At 38.0% G+C, this 24175-nt stretch carries 22 protein-coding genes; 14 read left to right on the top strand and 8 right to left on the bottom strand.

Annotated features, from left to right (window positions below; all coding sequences use genetic code 11):
- Positions 1-339: 339 nt before the first annotated feature.
- The 12 genes from EAX61_RS11745 to EAX61_RS11690 all read left to right on the top strand — a co-directional run bounded on the left by EAX61_RS11745 (position 340) and on the right by EAX61_RS11690 (position 13438).
- Positions 340-972 (top strand): class I SAM-dependent methyltransferase, encoded by a 633-nt coding sequence (locus tag EAX61_RS11745; protein WP_121917891.1) that lies wholly within the window; start codon positions 340-342, stop codon positions 970-972.
- Between the two features lie 3 nt (positions 973-975).
- The gene (locus EAX61_RS11740) at positions 976-2409 is read left to right on the top strand and encodes an MBOAT family O-acyltransferase (RefSeq protein WP_121917890.1); all 1434 of its coding nucleotides are present in this window, start codon (positions 976-978) and stop codon (positions 2407-2409) included.
- 53 nt (positions 2410-2462) lie between these two features.
- The gene (locus tag EAX61_RS11735; RefSeq protein WP_236642037.1) at positions 2463-3278 is read left to right on the top strand and encodes a hypothetical protein; all 816 of its coding nucleotides are present in this window, start codon (positions 2463-2465) and stop codon (positions 3276-3278) included.
- Positions 3278-4420, top strand: a complete 1143-nt coding sequence (locus tag EAX61_RS11730) for a glycosyltransferase family 4 protein (protein ID WP_121917888.1) — start codon at positions 3278-3280, stop codon at positions 4418-4420. The genes EAX61_RS11735 and EAX61_RS11730 overlap by 1 nt, the downstream gene beginning before the upstream one ends.
- Complete coding sequence (locus tag EAX61_RS11725; protein WP_121917887.1) at positions 4417-5955, top strand: glycosyltransferase family 2 protein; 1539 nt, start codon at positions 4417-4419, stop codon at positions 5953-5955. The genes EAX61_RS11730 and EAX61_RS11725 overlap by 4 nt, the downstream gene beginning before the upstream one ends.
- On the top strand, positions 5948-6946 hold the full coding sequence (locus tag EAX61_RS11720; RefSeq protein WP_121917886.1) for a glycosyltransferase family 2 protein: 999 nt from the start codon (positions 5948-5950) through the stop codon (positions 6944-6946). Before EAX61_RS11725 ends, EAX61_RS11720 begins: the two co-directional genes overlap by 8 nt.
- The gene (locus EAX61_RS11715; RefSeq protein ID WP_121917885.1) at positions 6947-7495 is read left to right on the top strand and encodes a serine O-acetyltransferase; all 549 of its coding nucleotides are present in this window, start codon (positions 6947-6949) and stop codon (positions 7493-7495) included.
- A complete protein-coding gene (locus EAX61_RS11710) occupies positions 7492-8604 on the top strand; it encodes a glycosyltransferase family 4 protein (RefSeq protein WP_121917884.1) in 1113 nt (370 codons plus the stop codon). The genes EAX61_RS11715 and EAX61_RS11710 overlap by 4 nt, the downstream gene beginning before the upstream one ends.
- Positions 8601-9674 carry a glycosyltransferase gene (locus EAX61_RS11705; RefSeq protein ID WP_121917883.1) on the top strand — a complete coding sequence of 358 codons (1074 nt, stop codon included), beginning with the start codon at positions 8601-8603 and terminating at the stop codon, positions 9672-9674. Before EAX61_RS11710 ends, EAX61_RS11705 begins: the two co-directional genes overlap by 4 nt.
- Positions 9675-9846: 172 nt before the next feature.
- Positions 9847-11040: an O-antigen ligase family protein gene (locus EAX61_RS11700; protein WP_236642036.1), complete on the top strand. Its 1194-nt coding sequence runs from the start codon at positions 9847-9849 to the stop codon at positions 11038-11040.
- A complete protein-coding gene (locus tag EAX61_RS11695) occupies positions 10994-12019 on the top strand; it encodes a glycosyltransferase family 4 protein (RefSeq protein ID WP_121917881.1) in 1026 nt (341 codons plus the stop codon). The genes EAX61_RS11700 and EAX61_RS11695 overlap by 47 nt, the downstream gene beginning before the upstream one ends.
- 24 nt (positions 12020-12043) lie before the next feature.
- Complete coding sequence (locus tag EAX61_RS11690; RefSeq protein ID WP_121917880.1) at positions 12044-13438, top strand: sugar transferase; 1395 nt, start codon at positions 12044-12046, stop codon at positions 13436-13438.
- A 155-nt stretch (positions 13439-13593) separates the two neighbouring features.
- On the opposite strand, the gene EAX61_RS11685 is transcribed toward EAX61_RS11690, so the two are convergent.
- The 5 genes from EAX61_RS11685 to tatC all read right to left on the bottom strand — a co-directional run bounded on the left by EAX61_RS11685 (position 13594) and on the right by tatC (position 16555).
- Positions 13594-14169, bottom strand: coding sequence for a PhnA domain-containing protein (locus EAX61_RS11685; RefSeq protein ID WP_121917879.1), 576 nt, complete (start codon positions 14167-14169; stop codon positions 13594-13596).
- A gap of 129 nt (positions 14170-14298) precedes the next feature.
- A complete protein-coding gene (gene lptB, locus EAX61_RS11680) occupies positions 14299-15039 on the bottom strand; it encodes an LPS export ABC transporter ATP-binding protein (protein WP_121917878.1) in 741 nt (246 codons plus the stop codon).
- Between the two features lie 54 nt (positions 15040-15093).
- On the bottom strand, positions 15094-15288 hold the full coding sequence (locus EAX61_RS11675) for a hypothetical protein (protein WP_121917877.1): 195 nt from the start codon (positions 15286-15288) through the stop codon (positions 15094-15096).
- Between the two features lie 3 nt (positions 15289-15291).
- Positions 15292-15642 carry a carboxymuconolactone decarboxylase family protein gene (locus EAX61_RS11670; protein ID WP_121917876.1) on the bottom strand — a complete coding sequence of 117 codons (351 nt, stop codon included), beginning with the start codon at positions 15640-15642 and terminating at the stop codon, positions 15292-15294.
- A 67-nt stretch (positions 15643-15709) separates the two neighbouring features.
- Positions 15710-16555 carry a twin-arginine translocase subunit TatC gene (tatC, locus tag EAX61_RS11665; protein WP_121917875.1) on the bottom strand — a complete coding sequence of 282 codons (846 nt, stop codon included), beginning with the start codon at positions 16553-16555 and terminating at the stop codon, positions 15710-15712.
- A gap of 202 nt (positions 16556-16757) precedes the next feature.
- Here tatC and EAX61_RS11660 point away from each other — a divergent pair, with 202 nt between their 5' ends.
- Positions 16758-18953: an ATP-dependent DNA helicase RecQ gene (locus EAX61_RS11660; protein WP_121917874.1), complete on the top strand. Its 2196-nt coding sequence runs from the start codon at positions 16758-16760 to the stop codon at positions 18951-18953.
- A 270-nt stretch (positions 18954-19223) separates the two neighbouring features.
- On the opposite strand, the gene fahA is transcribed toward EAX61_RS11660, so the two are convergent.
- The gene (gene fahA / locus EAX61_RS11655) at positions 19224-20516 is read right to left on the bottom strand and encodes a fumarylacetoacetase (protein ID WP_121917873.1); all 1293 of its coding nucleotides are present in this window, start codon (positions 20514-20516) and stop codon (positions 19224-19226) included.
- A 109-nt stretch (positions 20517-20625) separates the two neighbouring features.
- On the opposite strand from fahA, the gene glyA reads away from it, so the two are divergent.
- Complete coding sequence (gene glyA, locus EAX61_RS11650) at positions 20626-21900, top strand: serine hydroxymethyltransferase (protein WP_121917939.1); 1275 nt, start codon at positions 20626-20628, stop codon at positions 21898-21900.
- Positions 21901-21976: 76 nt separating this feature from the next.
- Here glyA and EAX61_RS11645 read toward each other — a convergent pair whose 3' ends face one another.
- Together EAX61_RS11645 and EAX61_RS11640 are read right to left on the bottom strand one after the other, a co-directional pair.
- On the bottom strand, positions 21977-22606 hold the full coding sequence (locus EAX61_RS11645) for a porin family protein (protein ID WP_121917872.1): 630 nt from the start codon (positions 22604-22606) through the stop codon (positions 21977-21979).
- 229 nt (positions 22607-22835) lie between these two features.
- Positions 22836-24137 (bottom strand): DUF5723 family protein, encoded by a 1302-nt coding sequence (locus tag EAX61_RS11640; protein ID WP_121917871.1) that lies wholly within the window; start codon positions 24135-24137, stop codon positions 22836-22838.
- Positions 24138-24175 lie beyond the last annotated feature (38 nt).

The following is a 24175-nucleotide window of genomic DNA, read 5'->3' as shown; positions in this document are numbered from 1 at the left end:
TTGGTTAGTTATTTATTTGTTCTCACATTTTTATTTGTCCTAGTAAATTACTTTTCTTTAAATGAAACTTTGGCTTTCTTTATAGTATATGCAATAAACTATTTTTTTTTATACTTTATACAACTGCGATATTTATTTGCTAAAAAGCATAATATTTTAAGGCTTTTCAAATTCATTGCCTATATCTTAGTTTTTTATGCATTAGCAAATCTCATTTACAATGCTTTTTTATCTATTCAAATACATTATATGCTATCGTCTATCTTGACTATAATATTGTTGTTTCCCATACGACTTATGGTTTCAAAAATTTACGTTTATAAATAATCATACATATTTATGCCATCTATTGATCACGCAAAACTTAAAGCTAATCCTCAGGACGAAAATTTTAGTGGCAAGTATAATAATCAAGGTAGAATAGCAAAGTATCTTGTGAATAATTACTTCGTTTCTGTCTCCAAACTTCTAGATAGACTAGAGGATGTTCACGCTGCTCATGAAATAGGCGCTGGGGTAGGGGAGTCTACAGCCAGACTTAGAGCCTTCTTGCCATTTTTGACAGCTTCTGAGTTTGTTCCTGATAATGTTCAAAAAGCCAGTATTCTTAATCCAAGAACTAAAATATTTCAAGAAAGTGTGTACGATTTGACATACGAGGATAATAGTACGGATCTCGTCTTTTTACTTGAGGTTTTGGAACATTTAGATCACCCCGAAGTAGCTTTAAAAGAGTTGAAAAGAATCTCAAAAAGGTATTTAATATTAGGGGTTCCCAGAGAACCTATCTGGCGTATTTTGAATATGTGTAGATTTAAATATTGGGGTGATTTAGGAAATACCCCTGGTCACTTAAATCATTGGTCTAAATCATCAATAATTAAATTAATAGAAAGAAATTTCGGTAAAGTGATTGCAGTAGAAACACCACTCCCTTGGACCATTCTTTTAGCTGAAAAGGAAATTTATTAATTTATGCTTTTCAATTCGCTAGAATATCTTGTCTTTTTACCCATAGTTTTTGCGGTATATTGGTTTTTACTTAAGAATACCTTAAAGGGACAAAACATCTTTATACTTTTAGGGAGTTATGTTTTCTATGGATGGTGGGATTGGCGTTTTCTCTCACTCATTGCTTTTAGTACGGTGGTGGATTATTTAATTGGCCTCAGTATTCAAGGGAGTGATGCTAGGAAAAAAAGAAAATTGCTTTTAGGGATTTCCCTTTTTGTGAATCTAGGATTACTTGGGTTTTTTAAATATTATAATTTTTTTATTGATAGTTGGATAGATGCCTTTGCATCCTTTGGGATAGCAATGCATAAAAGCACCTTAAACATTATCCTACCTGTAGGGATTTCTTTTTACACCTTTCAAACGCTGAGCTACACGATTGATGTGTACCGTAAAAAGTTAGAAGCAACATCAAACTTTGTAAATTTTGCAGCATACGTCGCCTTCTTTCCACAGTTAGTTGCGGGCCCTATCGAAAGAGCGACGAATTTACTTCCCCAGTTTGCGAAAAAGCGAGAATTCAACCAGGAGCAGGGAATCTCTGGGATTAATTTAATACTATGGGGTCTGTTTCAAAAGGTAGTAATTGCAGATAGTTGTGCGCCCTATGTAAATGCGATTTTTGAGAATTATCAAGAAATGAATTCTCTGAGTTTGTTATTAGGAGCTTTTTATTTTGCATTTCAGATTTACGGTGATTTTGCAGGTTATTCTAATATTGCTATTGGTTCTGCTAGACTGCTGGGCTTTGACTTAATGCGCAATTTCAACTATCCCTATTTTTCTAGGGATATGGCAGAATTCTGGAGGAGATGGCACATTTCACTTTCTACTTGGTTTAGGGACTATCTCTACATTCCCTTAGGAGGTTCTCGTTGTTCTAAGCTCAACCAGTTACGCAATGTGTTGATCATATTTTTAGTGAGTGGATTCTGGCACGGTGCAAACTGGACATTTATTGTTTGGGGAGCGCTTCACGCAGCTTTTTTTATTCCTATTTTATTGTTGAATTCAAATAGAAGAAATCTCAACCAGGTTGCTATGCATAGGCTCTTGCCTAAATTAAAGGAGCTTGGTCAGATGATTTTTACATTTACCTTGGCCTGTTTAGCCTGGATCTTTTTTAGAGCTGACAGTGTTTCGGTTGCTCTGGACTATTTAAAGCGATTATTTACAAATGTATCGTTTCGTTTAGAATACTTAAATATTGAACGTTACAACGTCGAGATGGTGTTAATTATATTGATTTTAATACTCTTTGAGTGGTTTAATAGAACACAGGAGCACCCCTTTAACGGAAGATGGAAATGGTTTAAGATTACTGCAGTAATTCTGATGTTGCTTACCTTGGGGGTATATTCTAACCATAACGACTTTATATACTTTCAATTCTAGTGAGAAGATTAGTTTTATATATAGCCAGTATTGTAATCGTTACGTTAACACTAATGATAGTACTTGACTATGTTTATTCTACCGCTTTTCGAAATGAATTCCCACGAAATAAAATACAATTAGTTGCAAATCTAAAGAATGAACACATTGACTATATTTTTTTAGGTAGTTCTCGCGTTGAAAATCATATTGACTGTGGGCAGATAGAAAATCTTACTGGAAAATCCTGTATTAATCTAGGACTTCAAGGGGGCAGATTCAATGACTACAGAGTTCTTATTTCACTTCTTAAAGAAAACAGAGTCACGTTTGAAAAAATGTTAGTCCAACTTGACTATAGTTATAACCTCAATGATTATTCTCCCGCTTTTTTAGCTAATCTAGTCCCTTTTGTCGGTAGGGATGACTTTCCAAAGAAAATAAAGGAAGAACTCAATTTACCAATAGCTTATAAAATACCTTTTATTAGGTTTGCTTCTAATGATAAGCTTACCGGAATTAGGGAAATGATTCTGCAATATGCAGGTAAAGAACCGAGTAATAATTTGAGTAATGGATTCAAACCCTTACAAGGTATAGGTACTGCTGTTAGTGTCACCTTTCCTAAAGAAATAGCAAATAATAATGATGAATTAGATGCGATACAATCAATCAACGAAAATATCATCTTCTTTACAGCTCCGTATTGTAAAAACACGGCTAATAGAGATGCGTATATGGATGCATTAACAGAGAGATATCCCAAATTAAAAAACTACATTGCTATTTTTGATGACCAAGAACAATACTATTCAAATTGCGGTCACTTGAACAAAGAAGGTGCAGAGCGGTTTACAGAAGTCCTAACACAAGAAATTCTTTTAGACTAATGCACATCGCCTATCTCACACCAGAGTATCCACATCCTAAATTAGGAAATTCCGGAGGGATGGGAACCAGTATCAAAAATCTCGTAACAGCTCTTGTAGATCAAGGTCATCAGGTAAGCCTATTTGTCTACGGTCAAAAAGCGGATGAGGTATTTAGTGAGAACGGAGTAACTTTTCATTTAATTAGACACATAAAATATCGTTTTGGAGGATTTTACTTTTATCGAAAGTATATTCAACGTTATTTAAATAAGCATTTGCAAGAAATTGATCTCATAGAAGCACCAGACTGGACAGGAATTACGGCTTTTATGAATATCAGGAAACCTCTCGTGATACGTTTTCACGGAAGTGACACCTATTTTTGCCATATCGAAGGTCGTCCACAAAAGAAAAAGAATGCCTTCTTCGAAAAACAAGCGGTAAAAAATGCTACTGCTTTTATCGCACCTACCACCTTTGCAGGTACGGAGAGTATGAGACTCTTCAACCAACCCATCGAAAAACTAGAGGTAATTCATTACGGTCTAGAATTAGAAAATTTTGTAAATGAACGTCCTGAAAATTTTGAGTCTAAACGCCTATTAAACATAGGTACTCTCATACGAAAGAAAGGAGTATTTCAACTTATTGAAATGTTTAATAAGCTCATAAAGATACATCCAGATGCTCAATTATATTTTATTGGGGCAGATAGTTACGATGTCTATACAGGAAAGAGCTCTACTTGGGAGTTAATGCAAGAACAGATGACCCCAGAGGCAAAAACTAGTATTTTCTACCTAGGTAAAATCCCATATGCAGAGGTTAAAAACGAAATTATAAAAGCCCACGTCTGTGTTTTCCCTTCTCTTGCAGAGACGTTGGGAATGGTCACTATTGAGTCTATGGCGCTACAAAAAGCGGTAGTGAACACAAATATAGGTTGGGCACAAGATCTTATAGCACACGGCGTAGATGGTTTTATGCACCACCCAGATGATATTGATGCTTATGTAAATAGTATAGATTTGCTTTTTAATGACGTGGAGAAATCAAAGCGGTTGGGACAACAAGCACGAAAATCTGTTGAACAGAAATTTGATATTAATAAACTTGTCCATAAGAACATTGCCTTTTATAAAAGGATACTTACAATATGATTATCGTCTATCACATAGCGGGTCTGGTTTCGGCAGTTGAGGATGATCTCGGTAATCCAGTCTCATATCATAAAAAGGTAGCAACAGAGGTTCTTCTGGAGTGTGCTAAGCAATTTCCTGAAAAACTCATTTTGTGGTGTAGTGAGCAGGCGCGCGAGTTTATAAATTTAAGTGATATTAAGAAATTGTTTCATCATCGGCGATTAATGCTGAGCTATGGCGATGTAACGCATCCATTTTTATCTAATCATATAGGGTACATAGAAGATAGTCCCTTTATAAAAGTAAACCCTGATGTGACGTATCCTACCTGGCAAATGCATAGTTTCATTGGTGGATTGCACGCTAGCGTCTTAAATGCGATCACCACTAAAATAGATACCAATAAGACGTTGGATTTTTTTTTAAATATGCTTTCGCGAAAGCTACAACCACGTGGTTTAATCTGTCAATCGGAACCACGCTTATTAAAGGAGCCTAACCTTGCGAATAGCCAAAAGGCAACCACAAAAGAACTGTATGCTTTTATAAAGCAGAATTATAAAAAACGATGGCTATTTTTTATGCTATTGATGCAAGTACGGTACGAAAAACTCTTTCCCGTGTTTACGTTAATAGGCGCATTATTTTTGGAAAAGAAAACAGCTTTAGAAATAGATTTTAATGAAATACCTTGGGACTCTACGCTTAGCATAGAAGAACCTTTTACCGTAGATGTTGTAATTCCAACTTTGGGAAGAAAAGAATATTTGCACGACGTTTTACTTGATTTTAAAAATCAATCACATCTACCTGAGCGTATTATTATTGTAGAACAAAATCCAGAACCTCATAGTAAGACGGCACTTGATTATATAGCTTCAGAAGAATGGCCTTTTGAGATCATCCATATTTTCACGCATCAGACCGGAGCCTGCAATGCTCGCAACCTTGCCATTGCAAAAAGTAATGCAGATTGGGTCTTTCTTTTTGACGATGATGGAAGGCTTGAGCCTAATGTGCTGAACCAGATAAAGCACACGCTAGAAAAAACTGGGGCTTTGTGTATCAATATGTCCTATTTACAGAACGGTGAGGTCGAAACGAATAAGAGAATAAAACAATGGCCTTATTTTGGTTCAGGTTGTAGCTTAGTTCATAAAAACATTATCAATAAAGCCTTTTTTGATATGGCGCTAGAGCACGGCTATGGAGAAGATGTAGATTTTGGAATGCAAATACGCAATCTGGGTGCAGATGTTTTATATATCCCTGAAATACAAATTAGGCACCTCAAAGCACCTACTGGAGGTTTTAGAAGCACACCATCATTCCCGTGGAAAGATGATAAAATACAACCAAAACCTTCACCACAAATAATGTATCACAGGACAAAGAATACCACGCTAGAACAGCTCCGAGGTTACAAGTGGATACTATTCTTTAAATATTTCCGAAGCCAATCTATTAAGAACCCCTTTACCTATGTGCGCTATTACAAAAAAGCGTGGTCAAGCAGTCGTTTATGGGCCTCTAAACTTCCGCTAGATGAATAAGAAAATTTCACTCATTATTTGTACCTATATGCGTCCGGAACCATTAGCAACGCTTTTGGCTTCCGTGCAGAGACAGACGGTATATCCAGATGAGATTTTAGTCATAGACGGAAGTACTGATGATGAAACTGGGTTCCGCTTTCGCGAAAGCGGAATAAAAAACTTAAAATACCATAAGGTGCCGCCAGACCATAGGGGCTTAACAAAACAGCGCAACTGGGGGATAGAAAAAGTTCAGAATGATGTAGATATAGTTTTTTTTCTAGATGATGATACAATTTTGAAAACTACCTATTTTGAAAATATTTTAGAAGTTTATCAGAAATTTCCTGATGCCTTGGGAGTAGGTGGTTATATCGATAATGAGGTGCAATGGGAAAAGGTCGAGCAAGAAATTCCGAATGACCTTCATCATTTTTATTATGATGGCTACAGAAGGAAAGAGGGAAGCCGGTTTAAGTTGCGTCGTAAATTAGGGTTAGATTCTAATAAACCTCCGGGTATTTTGCCGAAATTTGGTCACGGGCGCTCCACTAGTTTTTTGCCACCATCTGGTAAAGTCTATGAGGTGAGGCAACTTATGGGTGGAGTTTCCAGTTTTCCGCTTCATATACTTAAGGAACATAAGTTTTCAGAATATTTTGAGGGCTACGGACTTTATGAAGATGCAGATTATACTTTCAGAATATCAAAACTAGGACCTTTATACATCCATACTGGGGCAAATTTAGAACATCATCACGATCCGTCAGGGAGACCTAATAAATTCAAGTACGGCAGAATGGTCACACGTAACGGTTGGTATGTGTGGAGAGTGATGCATCCTAAACCTGGCGTTAAAAACATTTTTAAATGGTATGCAATTAGTAGCATACTTATAGGAATCCGATTGCTTAATGTGATAACAACCCCAGACCGTCAGGAAGCACTTACCGAATTTTTAGGTCGTACGGTTGGTCTTTTTAGCCTACTTTTAAGCAAACCGAAATAAATGCGTTTTAAAAAGGACATACAGCGTTACAAGCAATATAGCAATCGGGGTGTAATCATATTATTACTTACGCAGCAAGGTCTCTGGGCATTATTTGTGTACCGATTATTTAATGCAGTATACACTTCTAAATTACCTAAAATTTTAAAACTGCCTTTATTAGCACTTGGCGTTCTCAATCAAAAATGGATTGAAATACTCACGGGTATTACCTTACCATACTCGGCTACTATAGGAGATGGTTTATACATAGGTCATCATTCTGGAATAATTATAAGCTCTGATGCTGTTATAGGTAACCATTGCAATATTGCACAAGGAGTAACCATTGGCGTGAGCGGACGTGGAGAGAGGCGAGGAGTCCCAATAGTGGGAGATCGCGTTTATATAGGTGCAAATGCTGTGCTAGTCGGAAAAATTAAGGTAGGAAGTCATTCTGTAATAGGTGCTAATTCTTTAGTTAGTGGTAACGTACCTGAAGGTGTTACAGTTTTAGGTGTACCCGCTAAAGTTGTGAGTCAAAATGATTCTAAAGACTACATCCTATGAGATTTTTAGTCATTTCGGACGCGCCCATTCTTCGTAAAGGAGAGGAATACGTCGCTTATGCACCTTACGTAAAGGAAATGGATCTCTGGCTCAAGTTTGTAGATCAGGCAACTTTTGTATGTCCAACACGCTATAAAAAGGGATTGCTTACGAGTGGGTTTAATCATCAGAATATACTAGTAAAAGGACTCAGGCGCCTAGAATTTCACAATTTTATCTCGGCAATAGTTTCTATAGTTACCATACCTTTCCAAGTCATTATACTTTTCAATCAAATGCTTAAGGCGGACCATATACATTTAAGAGCGCCAGGTAACCTTACACTTTTAGGATGTTTCGTTCAAATGCTTTTCCCTCACAAAAAGAAAACTGCAAAGTATGCCGGAAACTGGGATCCTAATTCAAAACAACCACTTTCATACAGAATGCAAAAATGGTTACTTGCAAATACGTTTTTAACCAGAAATATGCAGGTACTCGTTTATGGTGAGTGGGAGGGGATGACAAAAAACATAAAACCTTTTTTTACGGCAAGTTATTTTAATAGTGATAAAGAGATAATCATAAAAAAAGACTTCAACACATCATTAAGAGCAGTTTATGCTGGTACTATGGGAGCCAATAAGCGACCATTGGAAACCGTTAAATTAGTTGAAAAATTGCGCCATCGAGGGATTGATATATCCCTTGATATGTTTGGTGACGGCCCGTTGAAGGATGATATTGAGCAATTTTGTAAAGAGAGTAATTTACAAGAGCACATAAAATTACTCGGGAACCAGCCTGCCGAAGTAGTCAAGGAGGCCTACAAAAACGCTCATTTTGTCCTGTTGCTCTCACAAAGCGAAGGCTGGCCTAAGGTCATTGCTGAGGGAATGTTCTGGGGAGCAGTTCCCATAGCGACAAGTGTATCCTGCGTACCCTGGATGCTTGGTTATGGAGAACGAGGGATACTAATTGATGATCTACAGCGTATAGATTTAGATAAAATCAAACAAAGTTTAAATGATATTAGTCATCTATCAGAAATGAGCAAGAAGGCAATAGGGTGGTCAAGACAGTATACAATGGATACCTTTGCTATCGAAATTAAAAAACTGCTCTCGTGAAAGTACTACAACTCATAGATTCTCTAGATGCTGGCGGTGCCGAACGTATGGCGGTTAACATTGCAAATGCGCTATCATCAGAGCCAGTAATATCTTATCTATGTGCAACGAGAAGGACAGGCGCTCTAGAAAAGGAAATAAATAAGGATGTAAACTTCTTTTTGCTCGAGAAAAAGGGAAAGTTGGACTTTATGGCATTTCGAAAGTTCTTTAAATGGGTAAGGAAAGAGCAGATAGAAATCATACATGCACATTCTACATCTATCTTGCTAGCCGTACTTGCAAAAATTGATAATAGAAAGCTCAAGATCGTATGGCACGACCATTATGGGATGAGCGATGCAATAGTCCATCGCCCTTATAAAACCCTAAAAATTTTAGCAAGATACATTGACGCTACAATTGCGGTAAATGAAACACTTGCAGATTGGTCTAAAGAAGTATTAAAGATAAAAGAAGTCTATTTTTTAAGAAACTTTGCAACTTTAGCTCAAGAATCAAAGAAAAAAACATTTCTTAAAGGAATAGATGGAAAGAGAGTTGTTTGCTTGGCAAATCTTCGACCACAGAAAAATCACGTTGAGCTCATAAAATCTTTTCAGAAAAGTATAGAGCATTACCCTGGGTGGACATTGCATCTCGTAGGTAAATCATTTAATGATGAATATTCAGAGATGGTAAATAGAGTAATTGCTGATAATCATTTGAATAACAATGTCTTTTTATACGGGAGTTGTGACGATATAAACAATATTTTAAAGCAGAGTGCTATAGGAGTTCTTGCATCGGTTTCAGAAGGGTTACCGATCTCGATACTTGAATATGGACATGGTGGTCTACCGGTTGTTGTAACAAATGTTGGACAATGTGCCGAAGTCGTAGGAAATCAAGGAGTTATTATTGATAACGTAACTAGCGAGTTGCCAGAAGCTCTTGCAGGATTATACGAGAAGAGTGAACATGAACTTAAATTAATAGGTTTACGCTTTCGCGAAAGCGTACAAAAAAAATATAGTCAAGAAGCTTTTATAAATAAGCTGGTTCCTATATATAAAGCTTTGATATCTTAGGCTCGTGAATTTATCTAGACAAAATACATACTTGACACTTCTAGGAATTCATATTCTTGTTGGGGTTCTAATATATTTATTTAGGTCTCTCTCTACATTATATTTTTTTGGGAGTATCCTATTTTTTTTATTTCTCATATTCAAATCTGGAAATAGAAATAATGAGGCACTTATGGCTGCCGCATATATGACTGGGGCCGAAGTATTGTTTAGAATGACTCGAGCCGTTCCTATATATGAAGCTGGTAAATACTCTGTGATTACTTTTTTGCTCATTGGTCTTGTCTTAAGCGGTACTAGCAGAAAATCAGGCGTTTATTGGTTTTATATTTTTTTATTACTTCCCAGTATTTTGATCGCTGCAATGAATCTCAATTTTGGTACTGATGTAAAAAAAGCCATTTTTTTTAATCTTAGTGGTCCTATATGTTTAGGGCTATCTGCACTTTATTGCATAGATAGAAAGCTGACCTACAGACAGCTGTCTGATTTAACTAGGTGGATTTTACTTCCTATAATCGCGATGGCTATCTACATAACTCTTGGAACACCAGATTTGAGAGAATCTTTGAGAAGTACGGGAGCAAACTATGCCGCTACGGGAGGTTTCGGGCCTAACCAAGTATCTACGGTCTTGGGGCTAGGAATGTTCGTAGCCTTGGTTCAACTTATCATAAACAGTAGAAATAAGATACTGTTTCTTGTTCACTTGGTCATTACTGGGTTTATGTTGTATAAGGGAATTATAACTTTCTCTCGTGGGGGTGTGATTACAGGACTCGTGGTGAGCTTTGCTTTTATGTTAATTTATTTCGCAGGCTCTCGAGGTCAAGCACGCAGGAAGATGGTTACCTACTTAATCGTTTTGTCGGTTGTTTTTGTAGGCGCAGCGGCTTATAGCTCTTTTCAAACTAATGGGCTTATCAATAAGAGATATACAAATAGAGATGCTGCAGGAAGGCTTAAGAGTGATATTACAACTGGGAGGGCCGAGTTGCTTGAGTCAGAACTCTCGGCTTTTTACGAAAATCCTTTGACAGGGTTGGGAGTGGGGAAAATAAAGGAATACCGCGAGGAAACTACTGGAATTTATGCCGCCTCGCACAATGAGGTAAGTAGGCTCTTATCAGAGCACGGCATTCTCGGATTGGTCATTTTGTTTATTCTAATACTTTATCCCCTAGTTTATCGCTATAAAAACAGACGCAACTACCTCTTTTACGCTGCTCTAGGCTTTTGGTTTCTTACCATAAATCACTCTTCGATGCGTATCGCGGCACCCGCCTTTATTTATGCACTTTGTCTCTTAAATGTTGTTCATGAAAAGAAAAAAACTCCTCTACGTAGGAAACGCATTATCACATAAAGGGATTACGGTAACTACCATAGATACACTTAGTACATTGCTGAGGTCAGAGGGATATGATGTTGTAGTAACTTCAAACAAGCGTAACAAAGCGTTGCGTTTGTTAGATATGCTTTGGAGTGTTTTTCAATTTAGAAATAGAGTAGATGCCGTGCTTATTGATACGTATAGCACGACAAACTATTTTTATGCAGTTAACGTGGCTCAGTTGTGCCGTACGTTTCATATTCCCTATTTCCCCATACTGCACGGCGGGAATCTTCCTGAGCGACTTGCTAAAAGTACAAGGAGCGCACAGAAACTATTTGGCGGTGCGAGAATGAATATTGCACCTAGCAAATATTTATATCACGCTTTTGTAAAAGCGGGCTTCTCAAACATCACACACATCCCAAATACTATTGAGATAGACCTCTATCCCTTTAAAGAACGCAGTATTGTTGCTCCGAAACTCCTGTGGGTACGATCCTTTGCGCATATTTATAACCCGAAGATGGCACTCGAGGTACTGGAGAAATTACTCAAGGATTTTCCAGAGGCAACGCTTTGTATGGTAGGACCCGAAAAAGATGAGAGTTATGCCGAATGTCTCGCTTTCGCGAAAGCGAAAAAACTCCCCGTCACCTTTACCGGTAAATTATCTAAGAAAGAATGGATTACACTATCTGCTGAATGTGACATATTCTTGAATACTACAAATTTTGACAACACACCCGTAAGCGTCATAGAAGCAATGGCTTTAGGTTTGCCCATAATTTCTACAGAGGTAGGCGGTATTCCATACCTGCTAGAAAACGACAGTACAGCAGTACTCATTCCTAAAGGTGATGTTAATGCTTGCGTGGCTGGTATTGCATTAATGATAACACAACCAGAATTTGCACATCGTATCTCATTAAGGGCTAGAACTGTTGCCGAAGGTTTTGACTGGCAAACTATCAAAATGAAGTGGAACGAACTGTTATCCTTTAAAATCTAATATCTTTGTGCCATACCAACCCCTATGGCTATCCTTTCAGACATACACTTTGAAATTTCAGAACGCAAGGTGCTTTTGCGCATTATGGATATGGTTTTCGTTTTTGGCGCATTGCAGCTAGTCGGTAATTTCTTTGATTTTGACTACTTTATTATCAACGACGCACATTGGGTTTGGCCCCTGGTCCTTGCTGGGTATCTCACTATTTTTGGGACTATTTTTGAAATATACGACCTCAAAGCCGCGAGCCGATTTCAAACTATATTGAAAAATACAATCCTGACCGTTTCTGTAACCGTACTTTTCTATTTGCTTACACCTTTTTACACTCCAGTTCTCCCAGAAAATAGGCTTCAGATTATCTATTTCTTCCTAGCTATGACAGTAGGAATTTTAATCTGGCGTTGGTTATATATTTCTCTTATTTCTTCTCCGCGATTTTTTAAACGTGTGCTTGTTGTTGGGGATTCCTTTGATATTGTAAAAATCATTTCAAATCTTGAGGGAGCAGACCCTAATTATCGCGTAGCTGGATATATTAATACCTCTAATACGGTGGTCCCAGAAATGCTGAATGTAGATGTAGAGCAATATCCTATTGAAAATCTAGTGTCTACAGTAATGGACAATGGTATATCTGAGATTGTGGTTGCCTCAGATTATACAAGTGGTGTAAAGGTAGAACTCTATAACCAGCTTATAAATTTATTGGAATCTGGTTTTCCCATACGAGAGTATATGCAAGTTTATGAAGAAATCACCCAGCGTATTCCCGTACAACACGTAGATAAAGATTTTTATCGCTATTTCCCATTTAGCCGAAGCAATCAGAACAAGTTTTACAAGTTTTTTCACAGGCTCTTTGACATATTTGCTTCTCTTGTGGGAATTGCGTTTTTCTTAGTGCTGTCGCCGTTTATAATTGTAATAAATCTGGTTGCAAATCGAGGTCCTTTGTTTTATACGCAGCAGCGTATAGGGAAAAACGGACGCGCGTTCAAGATTATAAAATTGCGTACTATGGTTACAGATGCAGAAAAAGCTGGAGCTGTATGGGCTCAAAAAAATGATGCACGTATTACGAAATTTGGTAAGTTCCTCCGTAAATCCCGTATAGACGAAGTTCCACAATTTTTTAATGTATTTTTCGGAGAAATGAGCGTAATAGGTCCAAGACCTGAACGCCCAGTTTTTGTAAGAGAGCTCTCAAGGCAAATCCCTTTTTATGAAACCCGCCACGTGGTAAAGCCTGGATTAACCGGCTGGGCTCAAGTAATGGGAAGTTATGCTAGTAGTGAAGAACATGCGCTAGAAAAATTACAGTATGACCTCTACTATATAAAACATAGAAACCTCTTTATGGATCTAAGTATTGTCCTAAAAACTATAAGTACAGTAGTGTATTATCGCGGGCAGTAAGTAAGTATTAAGTAAAAAGTGAAGAGTACGTCGCTCACGCTCCTCTCAGTTTTCGCGATTGCCTATGGCGACTCATTCGTTTGACTACCCCAATTTTTAAATTACACTAGACACTAGACACTAGACACTAGACACTAGACACTAGACACTAGACACTAATTACTCTTCTTTACAAACTTGGTTAAAATCACTAGATGAACACCTTCCACTTTACCCTCAATATGTTCTGGATTATCGTGCACAAGTGAGATGCGTCGTACAACCGTACCGCGTTTTGCAGTAAAGTTTCCTCCACCTTTTACATCGAGGTCTTTAATTAAAGAAACATCATCACCCGCCTCTAAAATTGTTCCGTTACTGTCACGGTGCTTTACAATTGTATCTAGGTCTTGGTAGCCACGTTTTGCCCAAGCGAGTGTATCATCTTCTATATACATCATATCAAGAAGGTCACGTGTCCAGTCTTGATTTTTAAGATGCTTGAGCATACGCCAAGCTAAAACCTGTACTGCTGGTTCAGGGTTCCAAACACTATCATTAAGACAACGCCAATGGTTAGGATCTGCCTCCTCTGGATTGGTAATCTGTAATTGACAAGTTTCACAAATTAAGGTTGCATATTCTAATGCTTCTCTCGTTTCTGGAGCTACAATATGAATATTAAGACTTTTTGGGTTTGAGCAAAGCTCGCATTTATGCTCACTTCTGTTTTGTAATGCTGCTAATATCATAGGTCAGTAGGGGAGTCAGTTTTATTATTTTTTAATCTAAGCCCTTAAAGAACAAATAAGGAAATGATTTGACAAAAAAAGAGGTGATTTTAGATTTAAGATAGATTATTTAGCTTCCATCTTCCAATATCAATCAAATATTTTCTTTTTACGCAACTCAAAGTTTTGACCTAAATACACTTTACGTACCATTTCATCTGCCGCGAGTTCTTCTGGTTCTCCGTGCTTAAGGATACTCCCTTCAAACATAAGGTACGTCCTGTCCGTAATAGCAAGCGTTTCTTGTACATTATGGTCTGTAATTAATATCCCGATGTTTTTATTTTTGAGTTGTGCTACAATACGTTGTATATCCTCAACCGCAACGGGGTCTACCCCTGCAAAAGGTTCGTCTAGAAGTATAAAACTAGGAGAAGTAGCAAGTGCGCGCGCAATCTCTGTACGACGACGCTCACCTCCTGAGAGTAAGTCTCCGCGGCTTTTACGGATATGCCCTAGACTAAACTCCTCGATGAGCTCCTCCATTTTCATAAGTTGCTCTTTTTTAGAGAGCTTTGTGAGCTGAAGCACGCTCAGAATATTATCTTCTATACTGAGTTTCCTAAAAACTGAAGCTTCCTGAGCGAGATATCCTATCCCATTTTGCGCCCTTTTATACATAGGGTAGGTGGTGATCTCCTTATCGTCTAAAAAGATCTGACCGCCATTAGGTTTTACAAGTCCCACAATCATATAAAAAGAAGTAGTTTTTCCAGCGCCATTAGGTCCTAGTAACCCTACGATCTCTCCTTGATTAACTTCTACCGAAATGCTCTTAACAACCTTCCGGCCTTTGTAAGATTTCATTAAGTTTTCTGCACGTAATTTCATAGTACCGTAAATATAGTGGAAAGCTGAAAAATAGGCGGGCGCCCCTGTTTTTATTTAACTATTCTTAGTATTTGAGTACGCCCGTGCAAATAGGGCTGTCATTATAATACCATAAAAAAGGGATGATATTATTATGGACATCCAGTTAATCTCGTCTTGAGCTATGCTGTAATAGGCAATTTGAACTCCTGCGTAAATAATTATAAGCTGGCCAAATTGCCTGACACGTTTTTTTGTAAAAACCGCCATTCATTAATCGTTTTGATTTTCCAGCGCCTCCCAATACTCATAAGCACGGCGTAAGTGTGGTATAACAATGGTTCCGCCCACGAGCGTTCCTATGCTTAGTGTTTCCATCACTTCTTCTTTAGTGACCCCTTCATTATAACAACTTTCCAAGTGATACTTCACGCAGTCATCGCAGCGCAGTACGGTAGAGGCAATAAGTCCTAGCAATTCTTTGGTCTTTACATCCAGCGCTCCTGCAGAAAAAGCATTAGTGTCTAGGTTAAAAATCCTCTTGATAATTTTATTATTATCTCCCAGCAGCTTATCGTTCATTTTAGAACGGTAGTCATTAAATTCTTTTATATCTGAACTCATATTTATTTTTGTTTTTTTGCGCTTTCGCGAAAGCGTACTCCTACACCTTCACATCCAGCTTTTATTATTATTGAGAGGCTTGTTGTCTCTTGAGTCGTTTTTCTTCTCTACGCACTACAAATCGCGAGATATAAATACTTACTTCATAAAGTATCAATATTGGGATCGCTACAATAACTTGTGTCGATATATCTGGTGGAGTAATAATGGCCGCGGTTACTAACACGAGTACAAGGGCATACTTACGGTTTTTTCTCATAAATTCTGGAGTTATAAGCCCTATTTTACTCAGAAAAAATACAATAATAGGAAGCTCAAAAATAAGTCCAGCAGCGAGAATAGATGCCCTTACCAACCCGATATAGGAATCTATATCAAACTCATTACTTACCACTTCCGAAATACTGAAAGAGGCCAAAAAATTTATAGAAAGCGGTGCAATCACAAAGTATCCAAAAAGTACTCCTAAAAAGAATAAGAAGGAAGCAACAAAAATAAATCCTTTCGAATATTTACGTTCATTCTCATAAAGGCCTGGGGAGATGAAACGCCAAAATTCATACAATATGTACGGGAAGCCTATAATAAACCCAGCTGTAATCGAGGTCCAGATGGCGACGCTAAACTGCCCAGCAACTTTCCTACTCTGGATAATAAAGTCCATATCTCCATCACCAATGCATCCTTTATCTAACCCAAAAAAGGTAGAAATACGGCAAAGCACATCGTAAGAGATAAAATCAGGATAAGATGGTCCAAAGATAATTACATCAAAAAGAAATCTCCTAAAGACAAAAACGATAATACCTATAACTACAATTGCAATAGTGCTTCTTATGAGATGCCAGCGCAATTCTTCTAAGTGGTCCAGAAACGACATTTCATCTGGATTTTTTTTAACTTTTTTAGCCATTGATGCCAGCGTGATTAAATGGGTAATGATTACCTAAACGAGTATTTGCAGTACCTGACTCGTTTTTTATAAGTACGACATATAACTTGCTAGTGGTGTGAAGTATAGTTCCGTTCAAAACTTGGCTTTCTTTAAGTTTGTTTAACGTTAGGAAATATGTATATTTAGGTAAGCAAAGGTATGTAAAATTGACCTACAATAGATGAGTTCAGAAGAATTAGACTTACACAAATCATTAAAAAAATACTTTGGATTCAGTCAGTTTAAAGGGCTGCAAGAAGAAGTGATTAGAAGTATCGTAGGAGGTCATAACACTTTTGTGATTATGCCTACTGGAGGTGGTAAATCGCTGTGTTATCAGTTACCAGCGTTGATTGCAGAAGGCACGGCTATTGTGGTTTCGCCACTCATTGCCCTGATGAAAAATCAGGTAGATGCTATACGCGGTATTTCCGAAGATCACGGGATTGCTCACGTGCTCAACTCCTCACTTACTAAAAATGAAATCAAAACCGTAAAGGAGGATATAACTAGTGGTGTAACAAAATTACTTTATGTAGCGCCAGAATCCTTAACAAAAGAAGAAAATGCTGAGTTTTTACGCTCGGTTAAAATATCTTTCCTTGCTATAGATGAAGCGCATTGTATCTCAGAGTGGGGGCACGACTTCAGGCCAGAATACCGAAATCTGCGTAGCATTATAAAACGTATAGATGATTCTATCCCAATTATAGCTGTTACTGCAACAGCAACACCTAAGGTACAAGAAGATATTCTTAAGAACCTTGGTATTCAGAACGCAAATACATTTAAAGCCTCCTTTAATAGACCTAATCTGTATTATGAGATTCGTCCTAAGACTAAGGATGTAGATTCAGATATCATTCGGTTTGTAAAACAGAACGAGGGGAAGAGTGGGATTATTTATTGTCTTTCGCGCAAGCGAGTAGAAGAGCTTGCACAAACGTTGCAGGTAAACGGACTTAAAGCGGTGCCTTATCACGCAGGACTCGATGCAAAAACGCGTGTGCGCCATCAAGATGAATTTCTGATGGAAGATGTGGACGTGGTTGTAGCAACTATTGCTTTTGGTATGGGAATAGATAAACCAGACGTACGGTTTGTCATACACCACGATATTCCTAAGAGTATCGAGAGTTACTATCAGGAGACCGGAAGAGCGGGAAGAGATGGAGGAGAAGGGCATTGCCTTGCATTTTATGCCTACAAGGATATTGAGAAACTCGAGAAATTTATGAGTGGCAAGCCTATTGCCGAACAAGAAATTGGGCACGCCCTCCTTCAAGAAGTAGTCGCGTATTGCGAGACAAGTATTTCTAGAAGAAAATTTATCCTTCATTACTTTGGAGAGCATTATGACAATGAGACTGGAGAAGGAGGGATGCTAGATGATAATATGCGCTTCCCTAAGAAAAAACACGAGGCTCAAGATGAATTGTTATCACTTTTAAAGGTAGTGCAAGGGACTAATGAAATTTATAAGAGTAAGGACATTGTTTTTACAATGTTAGGAAAAGAAAATGCTATCATTAGCTCACATAAAACGCACGAACAACCCTTTTTCGGTTCAGGAAGTGCCAGAGATAAAGCTTACTGGCACGCTCTACTGCGTCAAGCTATTGTCGCTGGGTTTATAAGAAAAGATATAGAAACCTACGGTGTTGTAAAGCTGACAGACAAGGGTCATAATTTTATTAAAAATCCTGAGTCTTTTATGATGGCAGATGACCACATTTTTGACGAAAACACAGACAACACCATAGTTTCCTCAAAAGGAATTGCCGAGACAGATAAACAACTTATTGCGTTACTGAAAGACTTGCGCAAGAAAGAGGCAAAGAAACTCGACGTGCCTCCATTTGTAATATTTCAGGATCCATCGCTTAATGATATGGCAATTAAATATCCTATCACGCTAGAGGAGCTAGGCTCTGTACACGGGGTAGGCGATGGCAAGGCAAAAAAATATGGAAAACCATTTTTAAAATTAATTACTCAGTACGTAGAGGAGAATGATATTGTCAGACCTGATGATCTAGTAGTAAAAAGTACTGGGGCAAATAGTGGTTTAAAACTATATATCATTCAAAACGTAGATAGAAAATTACCATTAGATGATATCGCCGCTGCAAAAGGGAAGGATATGAATGATTTCATAAAGGAAATGGAGGCTATTGTCTTTAGTGGTACAAAGCTTAATATTGATTATTGGATAGATGATCTATTAGACGAAGACCAGCAAGAGGAGCTTCACGAGTACTTTATGGAAGCCGAAACAGACAAGATTGAAGCGGCCTTAGAAGAATTTGATGGTGATTATGATGATGAAGAATTACGTCTATATCGCATTAAGTTTATGAGTGAAGTGGCAAATTAAGTTTGCCGTTGCTGTGTTGTTATCGGTATTGTTTACATAGCTTTTTACGCTCTTAAACTAAAATGTCAAAGAATCAAAAGCTTATTAAAGTCAGAGGTGAGGAAAGAATTCCGCAACTCTGACTTTTGTTATGTAATATCATTTCATCTATTTTTTGTAAAAGAATAATTACAGAAACTAGAAAACAACCGCACCTAAGGTTTTGGAGAAGTGTCAGCATTTTCACTACCACTTCTCACTTTTTACTGCAACTGCAAATTGCAACTGCCGTTATTTTTTCTTAGCCTTAAAAACAGGTAACAGCTTAGTAGAAACCTCTCCGAAGCCTATTCTCGGGTATTCTTTAGATTTAGAATATCCGCGTATAATAACCGTATCATTATCTTCTATAAATTTGCGGTCTCCACCTTCTTTGAGTTTCACAGGTTTCTCCCCTCGCCACGATAATTCAAGCATAGATCCATAAGAATCCTCAGTAGGACCAGATAGTGTTCCTGTTCCCATCATATCTCCAGCGTTTACAGGACATCCATTTACAGTATGGTGCGCGAGTTGCTGGCTCATATTCCAGTACATATATTTAAAGTTAGACTTTGTCACTACCGTTTCTACCTTGTTTTCCGGTTGTATGGCAACTTCTAATTTTATATCAAAACTTTTCTTTCCTTCATATTGCAAATAAGGCAAGAGCTTCTTTTTAGGTTTTGGACTTTCCGTGCGGAAGGGCTCAAGAGCATCTAATGTTACTATCCAAGGTGAGATAGATGAGGCAAAATTCTTTGCAAGGAAGGGTCCTAATGGTACATATTCCCATTTCTGAATATCTCGAGCACTCCAGTCATTAAAAAGGACCATTCCAAATATATTTTCTTCTGCATTTTTGGTAGATATAGGTTCTCCTAGATTATTTGCATCTGTAGTGATAAACGCCATTTCCAGTTCAAAATCTACTAATCGCGATGGGCCAAAGATGGGTTCTGTGGCTCCATTAGGTAATTTCTGACCATTAGGGCGATGCACCGGTATTCCAGATGGAATGATTGAACTACTTCTTCCGTGATAAGCTACGGGAAGGTGCAACCAGTTAGGCATCAAGGCGTTTTCTTCACCACGGAACATTGTTCCTACGTTTGTTGCGTGCTCTATACTACTGTAAAAATCTGTGTAATCGCCTATTTGCACCGGCAGTTGCATCTCGACCTCTTCCATTTTAAAAATAACAGTCTCGCGGTGGGCTTCATTTTCGCGCAAAGCGGCATTATTTTCCTCAAAAATTTCAGAGATTCGATTACGCACTAGACGCCAAGTCTTGCGGCCATCTGCAATAAAATCATTTAGGGTATCCTGAAGAAATATATCGTCTGTAAGTGGAATACCTTCAAAGTATCCCAACTGGTGCAATGCCCCGAGATCTATGGCATAATCACCTATACGAGTTCCTATAGTAATAACATCATCTCGAGTAAGAAACACACCAAAGGGGATGTTCTGGATGGGGAAGTCCGTGTTTTTAGGCGTATCAAGCCAGGTCTTTTTATTTGGGTCGTTAGCGGTTAATGGCATAGCAATTCTTGATAAAATGTTTGTAAATGTGTTACTCAAAGATAGAATTTATCAGATGTCTACCAATGTATATGCTTATTTTTACAGCACTTTAACAAATCCTATTTTTATGCAACGCGATACTGCCATTTTTGACCTTATTAAAGAAGAACACCAGAGACAGCTCAACGGACTAGAATTAATAGCTTCGGAGAATTTTGTAAGCGACCAAGTGATGGAAGCGGCAGGCTCTGTACTCACAAATAAATATGCCGAAGGTTACCCTGGAAAACGCTATTATGGCGGTTGTGAGGTAGTAGATGAGGTCGAGACTATTGCTATCGAGCGCGCAAAAGAGCTTTTTGGTGCCGAATATGCAAACGTACAGCCACATTCTGGTTCACAAGCTAATACAGCTGTTTTTCACGCGTGTTTAAAGCCTGGAGACACCTTTTTAGGTTTTGACTTATCACACGGTGGTCACTTAACGCACGGATCACCAGTAAACTTTTCTGGACGCCTTTACAACCCGGTATTTTATGGCGTAGAGGAAGCTACTGGAAGACTAGATTACGATAAAATAGAAGAAATCGCTTTGCGCGAAAAACCAAAAATGATCATTGCAGGTGCCTCTGCATACTCTCGTGAGATTGATTATGCCCGCTTTCGCGAAATTGCAGACAAAGTAGGCGCCATCCTCCTTGCAGATATGGCCCATCCAGCCGGTCTTATTGCCAAAGGAATCATCGCAGACCCACTACCACATTGTCACGTGGTAACGACAACGACACACAAAACATTAAGAGGCCCTCGTGGCGGAATGATACTAATGGGTAAAGATTTTGAGAACCCTTTCGGAATCAAATTAAAGAACGGAAACCTCAGGATGATGTCTTCTTTATTAGACAGCGGGATTTTCCCAGGAAATCAAGGTGGACCACTAGAGCATATCATTGCAGCAAAGGCAATTGCTTTTGGGGAGGCACTTACAGACGAGTTCCTACATTATATGGTTCAGGTTAAGAAGAATGCGTCGATTCTTGCAGATGCACTAATCTTGAAAGGTTACGATATTATTTCTGGCGGGACTGATAATCATATGATGCTTATAGACCTGCGCAATAAAAACGTAACAGGAAAAGCTGCCGAAGAAGCCTTAGGAAAAGCAGATATTACGGTAAATAAAAATATGGTGCCCTTTGACGATAGGTCACCTTTTGTAACTTCAGGAATCCGTATAGGAACTTCTGCTGTGACAACACGTGGACTTAAAGAAGATGATATGCTAACCATCGCAAACTTTATAGACAAGGCGATTGAGCATCACGATAATGAAGAAGTTCTCGAGAATGTGGCTCAAGAAGTAAATACTATGATGGGAGGGAAGCCTTTATTTAAGATGTAATATTAGAAGTCACAACATAAAAAGAGGCCCTGTAAAAATAATTTTTACTGGGCCTTTTTTATTTTTTTAAACGCTACTAGAACTTATAACCTACAGAAACTTGCAGAACATTGTTTTGATTTTTAAAATCATCCCCATCATCATCATCAAAATCATTAATATTAGAAAGTCCTAAAACATAACGAGCGCTTAAGAATACACCCATATCAAGCTCGTATGTTGTTCCTAAAGCAAAGCCTAGATCAAGACCGTTAATAAACTCGTCTACATCTTCTTCACCAGATTCTGAAATAACTTCACCTTCAAAGGAATCAGAAAAGTCAAACTCTTCCTTTGCAGAAAGCAACAAACTGATTTGTGGACCCGCTTCAAGGCTAAAACCTTCAGTTACAAAAAATCTTCCTAATAGTGGGATACTTAAATAATCCAATTTGGTTACAGATTCACCGCTAAAGCCATCCCCATTCTCTTCGAATTTTGCCCCTACCGAAGAATAGAGAAGTTCTCCCTGAAGTGCAAATTGCTCAGAAAGCATATACGTCCCCGTAAGTCCAAGGTGGAAAGATGTCCTACCGTCTAGGTCATCTGTATCATCACCGCCTATAGATGCAAGGTTTACACCAGCTTTAGCTCCGAAATTAAATTCTTGAGCTTGCGTAGCTATAAATGTTCCTACGCATAAAATTGTAAATAAAATTTTCTTCATAATTAGTAAGTTTTAAATTTAAATCAAAAATAATTTTAGGCTTAACTTAAAACAATACCCAATAGTGGTTATATTTTATGAGAGAATGACATTAGAGATATCATACAGACCATCAAGTAAGGAGTGAGCATTTTGTATAAGAGAAAATTACTCTTTGAGATAAAAGAGAAGCGCATTCGGAATTTTCCAAATGCGCTTCCCGGCTAAACAAGAAATAAACAAACAATCTTTATGAGCGTTTAAAAAACGGTACTTTCAGACCTACGTAAACGTCTGTAGCTTTTGAAGAATCGGATAAAAGATTGGTCAAAATGGAACCTGAACCTATTGTAAGTGGTCCTAATTTTACTCCTGCTCCCCAGGATAGTCCTGTATATTGCTGTACCGTAATAGGACTATACACCGCAAGCCACTTCATCTCTAGACGAGGATTGAGCGTAGCATAACTATAAATGCGATTTGCGTTAGTCTTATCGCGATTTACTAAAGATATAGAAGATTCGAGACCGATATATAATCTTTTATGGATGTTATAATCTGCAAAGATGTGAGCAGATGTGGGCAAACCTACTTTTGTAGCACCCACGCTGGTTTGCCCATCATAATTATCTTCGAGCACTTGTTCTAAATCTTCGTCGTCAAAAATGGCGGTATCTACAGTTTGATTAAGGTTGTACACCGTAGTCTCTGTATCCTTGTAGTTAATATTACCTATGTCATTAATCGAAACTCCTATTTTCCAACCCTTATCTGTAGATAGGCTATCCTTCTTAGATTCATATACGAACCCAATGTCAAGCCCAAAACCAGAAGTAAGATTGTCAAAACTAATATCATCGTTGTCAAAATCTACAGTCGTGCCGTAAGATAAATCTCCCGTACTTGTAAGGGAAGTTTCGCTGGCATCGTGTACCGCATCAATACTGTCTGATGCTAGGAACAAACTTCCAGCTCCCTGAAGGTACTTTACAGTAGCTCCTACTTTTAAAGCGTGGTTATCGCTCTTACTTACTACATAACCGTAAGTCAGACCTATTTCTGCCCATGCATGCACGGTACCGCTAAAGTTTTCTGAATTTGCCTCAAAATCTTCATCTTCGTCAAAGTTGTCACTTATATCCTCATACAGTTCTCCACTAATATTGTTCAGATTAAACATCCCACGTGCTCTGGTGATAATACCAATGGAGCTTTTTGGGCTCAGGTTAAACATAAATGATGGGCCAACGACATCGGTATTTAAAAAGAAATTATTATCATCTTTTGGGAATTGCTTGCTGGCATCCTCAAAGTCAAATCCCTCGCTTTGGTCTGTAATACTACCTAGGTCTATTCCAAAATAGTCACTACCTGCGGTCGCATAAACAGATACTAGATTAAAATCGAATGTATAAGGTGATGCCGCAATTTGTGCTGGATTATAAATGGCTCCGTGGATTCCGGCATAATTGCTTGATCCCAATCCTTTAAATGATTGTGCTTGTAATGTTGCTGCACAGATGAGACTTAAAAAAAGTAATTTTAGATTCATAAAGTTAAGTTTGGATTGCTAATGTATAGGATGAATGG

Source organism: Dokdonia sinensis (assembly GCF_003688895.1).
Lineage (GTDB): Bacteria > Bacteroidota > Bacteroidia > Flavobacteriales > Flavobacteriaceae > Dokdonia > Dokdonia sinensis.
This window is presented reverse-complemented; position numbering and strand designations above follow the sequence as displayed.

Excerpts from the sequence above, each read along its gene's own strand:
- EAX61_RS11745 (WP_121917891.1), top strand. The coding sequence starts at position 340 with ATGCCATCTATTGATCACGCAAAACTTAAAGCTAATCCTCAGGACGAA.
- EAX61_RS11740 (WP_121917890.1), top strand. The coding sequence starts at position 976 with ATGCTTTTCAATTCGCTAGAATATCTTGTCTTTTTACCCATAGTTTTT.
- EAX61_RS11735 (WP_236642037.1), top strand. The coding sequence starts at position 2,463 with ATGATAGTACTTGACTATGTTTATTCTACCGCTTTTCGAAATGAATTC.
- EAX61_RS11730 (WP_121917888.1), top strand. The coding sequence starts at position 3,278 with ATGCACATCGCCTATCTCACACCAGAGTATCCACATCCTAAATTAGGA.
- EAX61_RS11725 (WP_121917887.1), top strand. The coding sequence starts at position 4,417 with ATGATTATCGTCTATCACATAGCGGGTCTGGTTTCGGCAGTTGAGGAT.
- EAX61_RS11720 (WP_121917886.1), top strand. The coding sequence starts at position 5,948 with ATGAATAAGAAAATTTCACTCATTATTTGTACCTATATGCGTCCGGAA.
- EAX61_RS11715 (WP_121917885.1), top strand. The coding sequence starts at position 6,947 with ATGCGTTTTAAAAAGGACATACAGCGTTACAAGCAATATAGCAATCGG.
- EAX61_RS11710 (WP_121917884.1), top strand. The coding sequence starts at position 7,492 with ATGAGATTTTTAGTCATTTCGGACGCGCCCATTCTTCGTAAAGGAGAG.
- EAX61_RS11700 (WP_236642036.1), top strand. The coding sequence starts at position 9,847 with ATGGCTGCCGCATATATGACTGGGGCCGAAGTATTGTTTAGAATGACT.
- EAX61_RS11695 (WP_121917881.1), top strand. The coding sequence starts at position 10,994 with ATGAAAAGAAAAAAACTCCTCTACGTAGGAAACGCATTATCACATAAA.
- EAX61_RS11690 (WP_121917880.1), top strand. The coding sequence starts at position 12,044 with ATGGCTATCCTTTCAGACATACACTTTGAAATTTCAGAACGCAAGGTG.
- EAX61_RS11685 (WP_121917879.1), bottom strand. The coding sequence starts at position 14,169 with ATGATATTAGCAGCATTACAAAACAGAAGTGAGCATAAATGCGAGCTT.
- lptB (WP_121917878.1), bottom strand. The coding sequence starts at position 15,039 with ATGAAATTACGTGCAGAAAACTTAATGAAATCTTACAAAGGCCGGAAG.
- EAX61_RS11675 (WP_121917877.1), bottom strand. The coding sequence starts at position 15,288 with ATGGCGGTTTTTACAAAAAAACGTGTCAGGCAATTTGGCCAGCTTATA.
- EAX61_RS11670 (WP_121917876.1), bottom strand. The coding sequence starts at position 15,642 with ATGAGTTCAGATATAAAAGAATTTAATGACTACCGTTCTAAAATGAAC.
- tatC (WP_121917875.1), bottom strand. The coding sequence starts at position 16,555 with ATGGCTAAAAAAGTTAAAAAAAATCCAGATGAAATGTCGTTTCTGGAC.
- EAX61_RS11660 (WP_121917874.1), top strand. The coding sequence starts at position 16,758 with ATGAGTTCAGAAGAATTAGACTTACACAAATCATTAAAAAAATACTTT.
- fahA (WP_121917873.1), bottom strand. The coding sequence starts at position 20,516 with ATGCCATTAACCGCTAACGACCCAAATAAAAAGACCTGGCTTGATACG.
- glyA (WP_121917939.1), top strand. The coding sequence starts at position 20,626 with ATGCAACGCGATACTGCCATTTTTGACCTTATTAAAGAAGAACACCAG.
- EAX61_RS11645 (WP_121917872.1), bottom strand. The coding sequence starts at position 22,606 with ATGAAGAAAATTTTATTTACAATTTTATGCGTAGGAACATTTATAGCT.
- EAX61_RS11640 (WP_121917871.1), bottom strand. The coding sequence starts at position 24,137 with ATGAATCTAAAATTACTTTTTTTAAGTCTCATCTGTGCAGCAACATTA.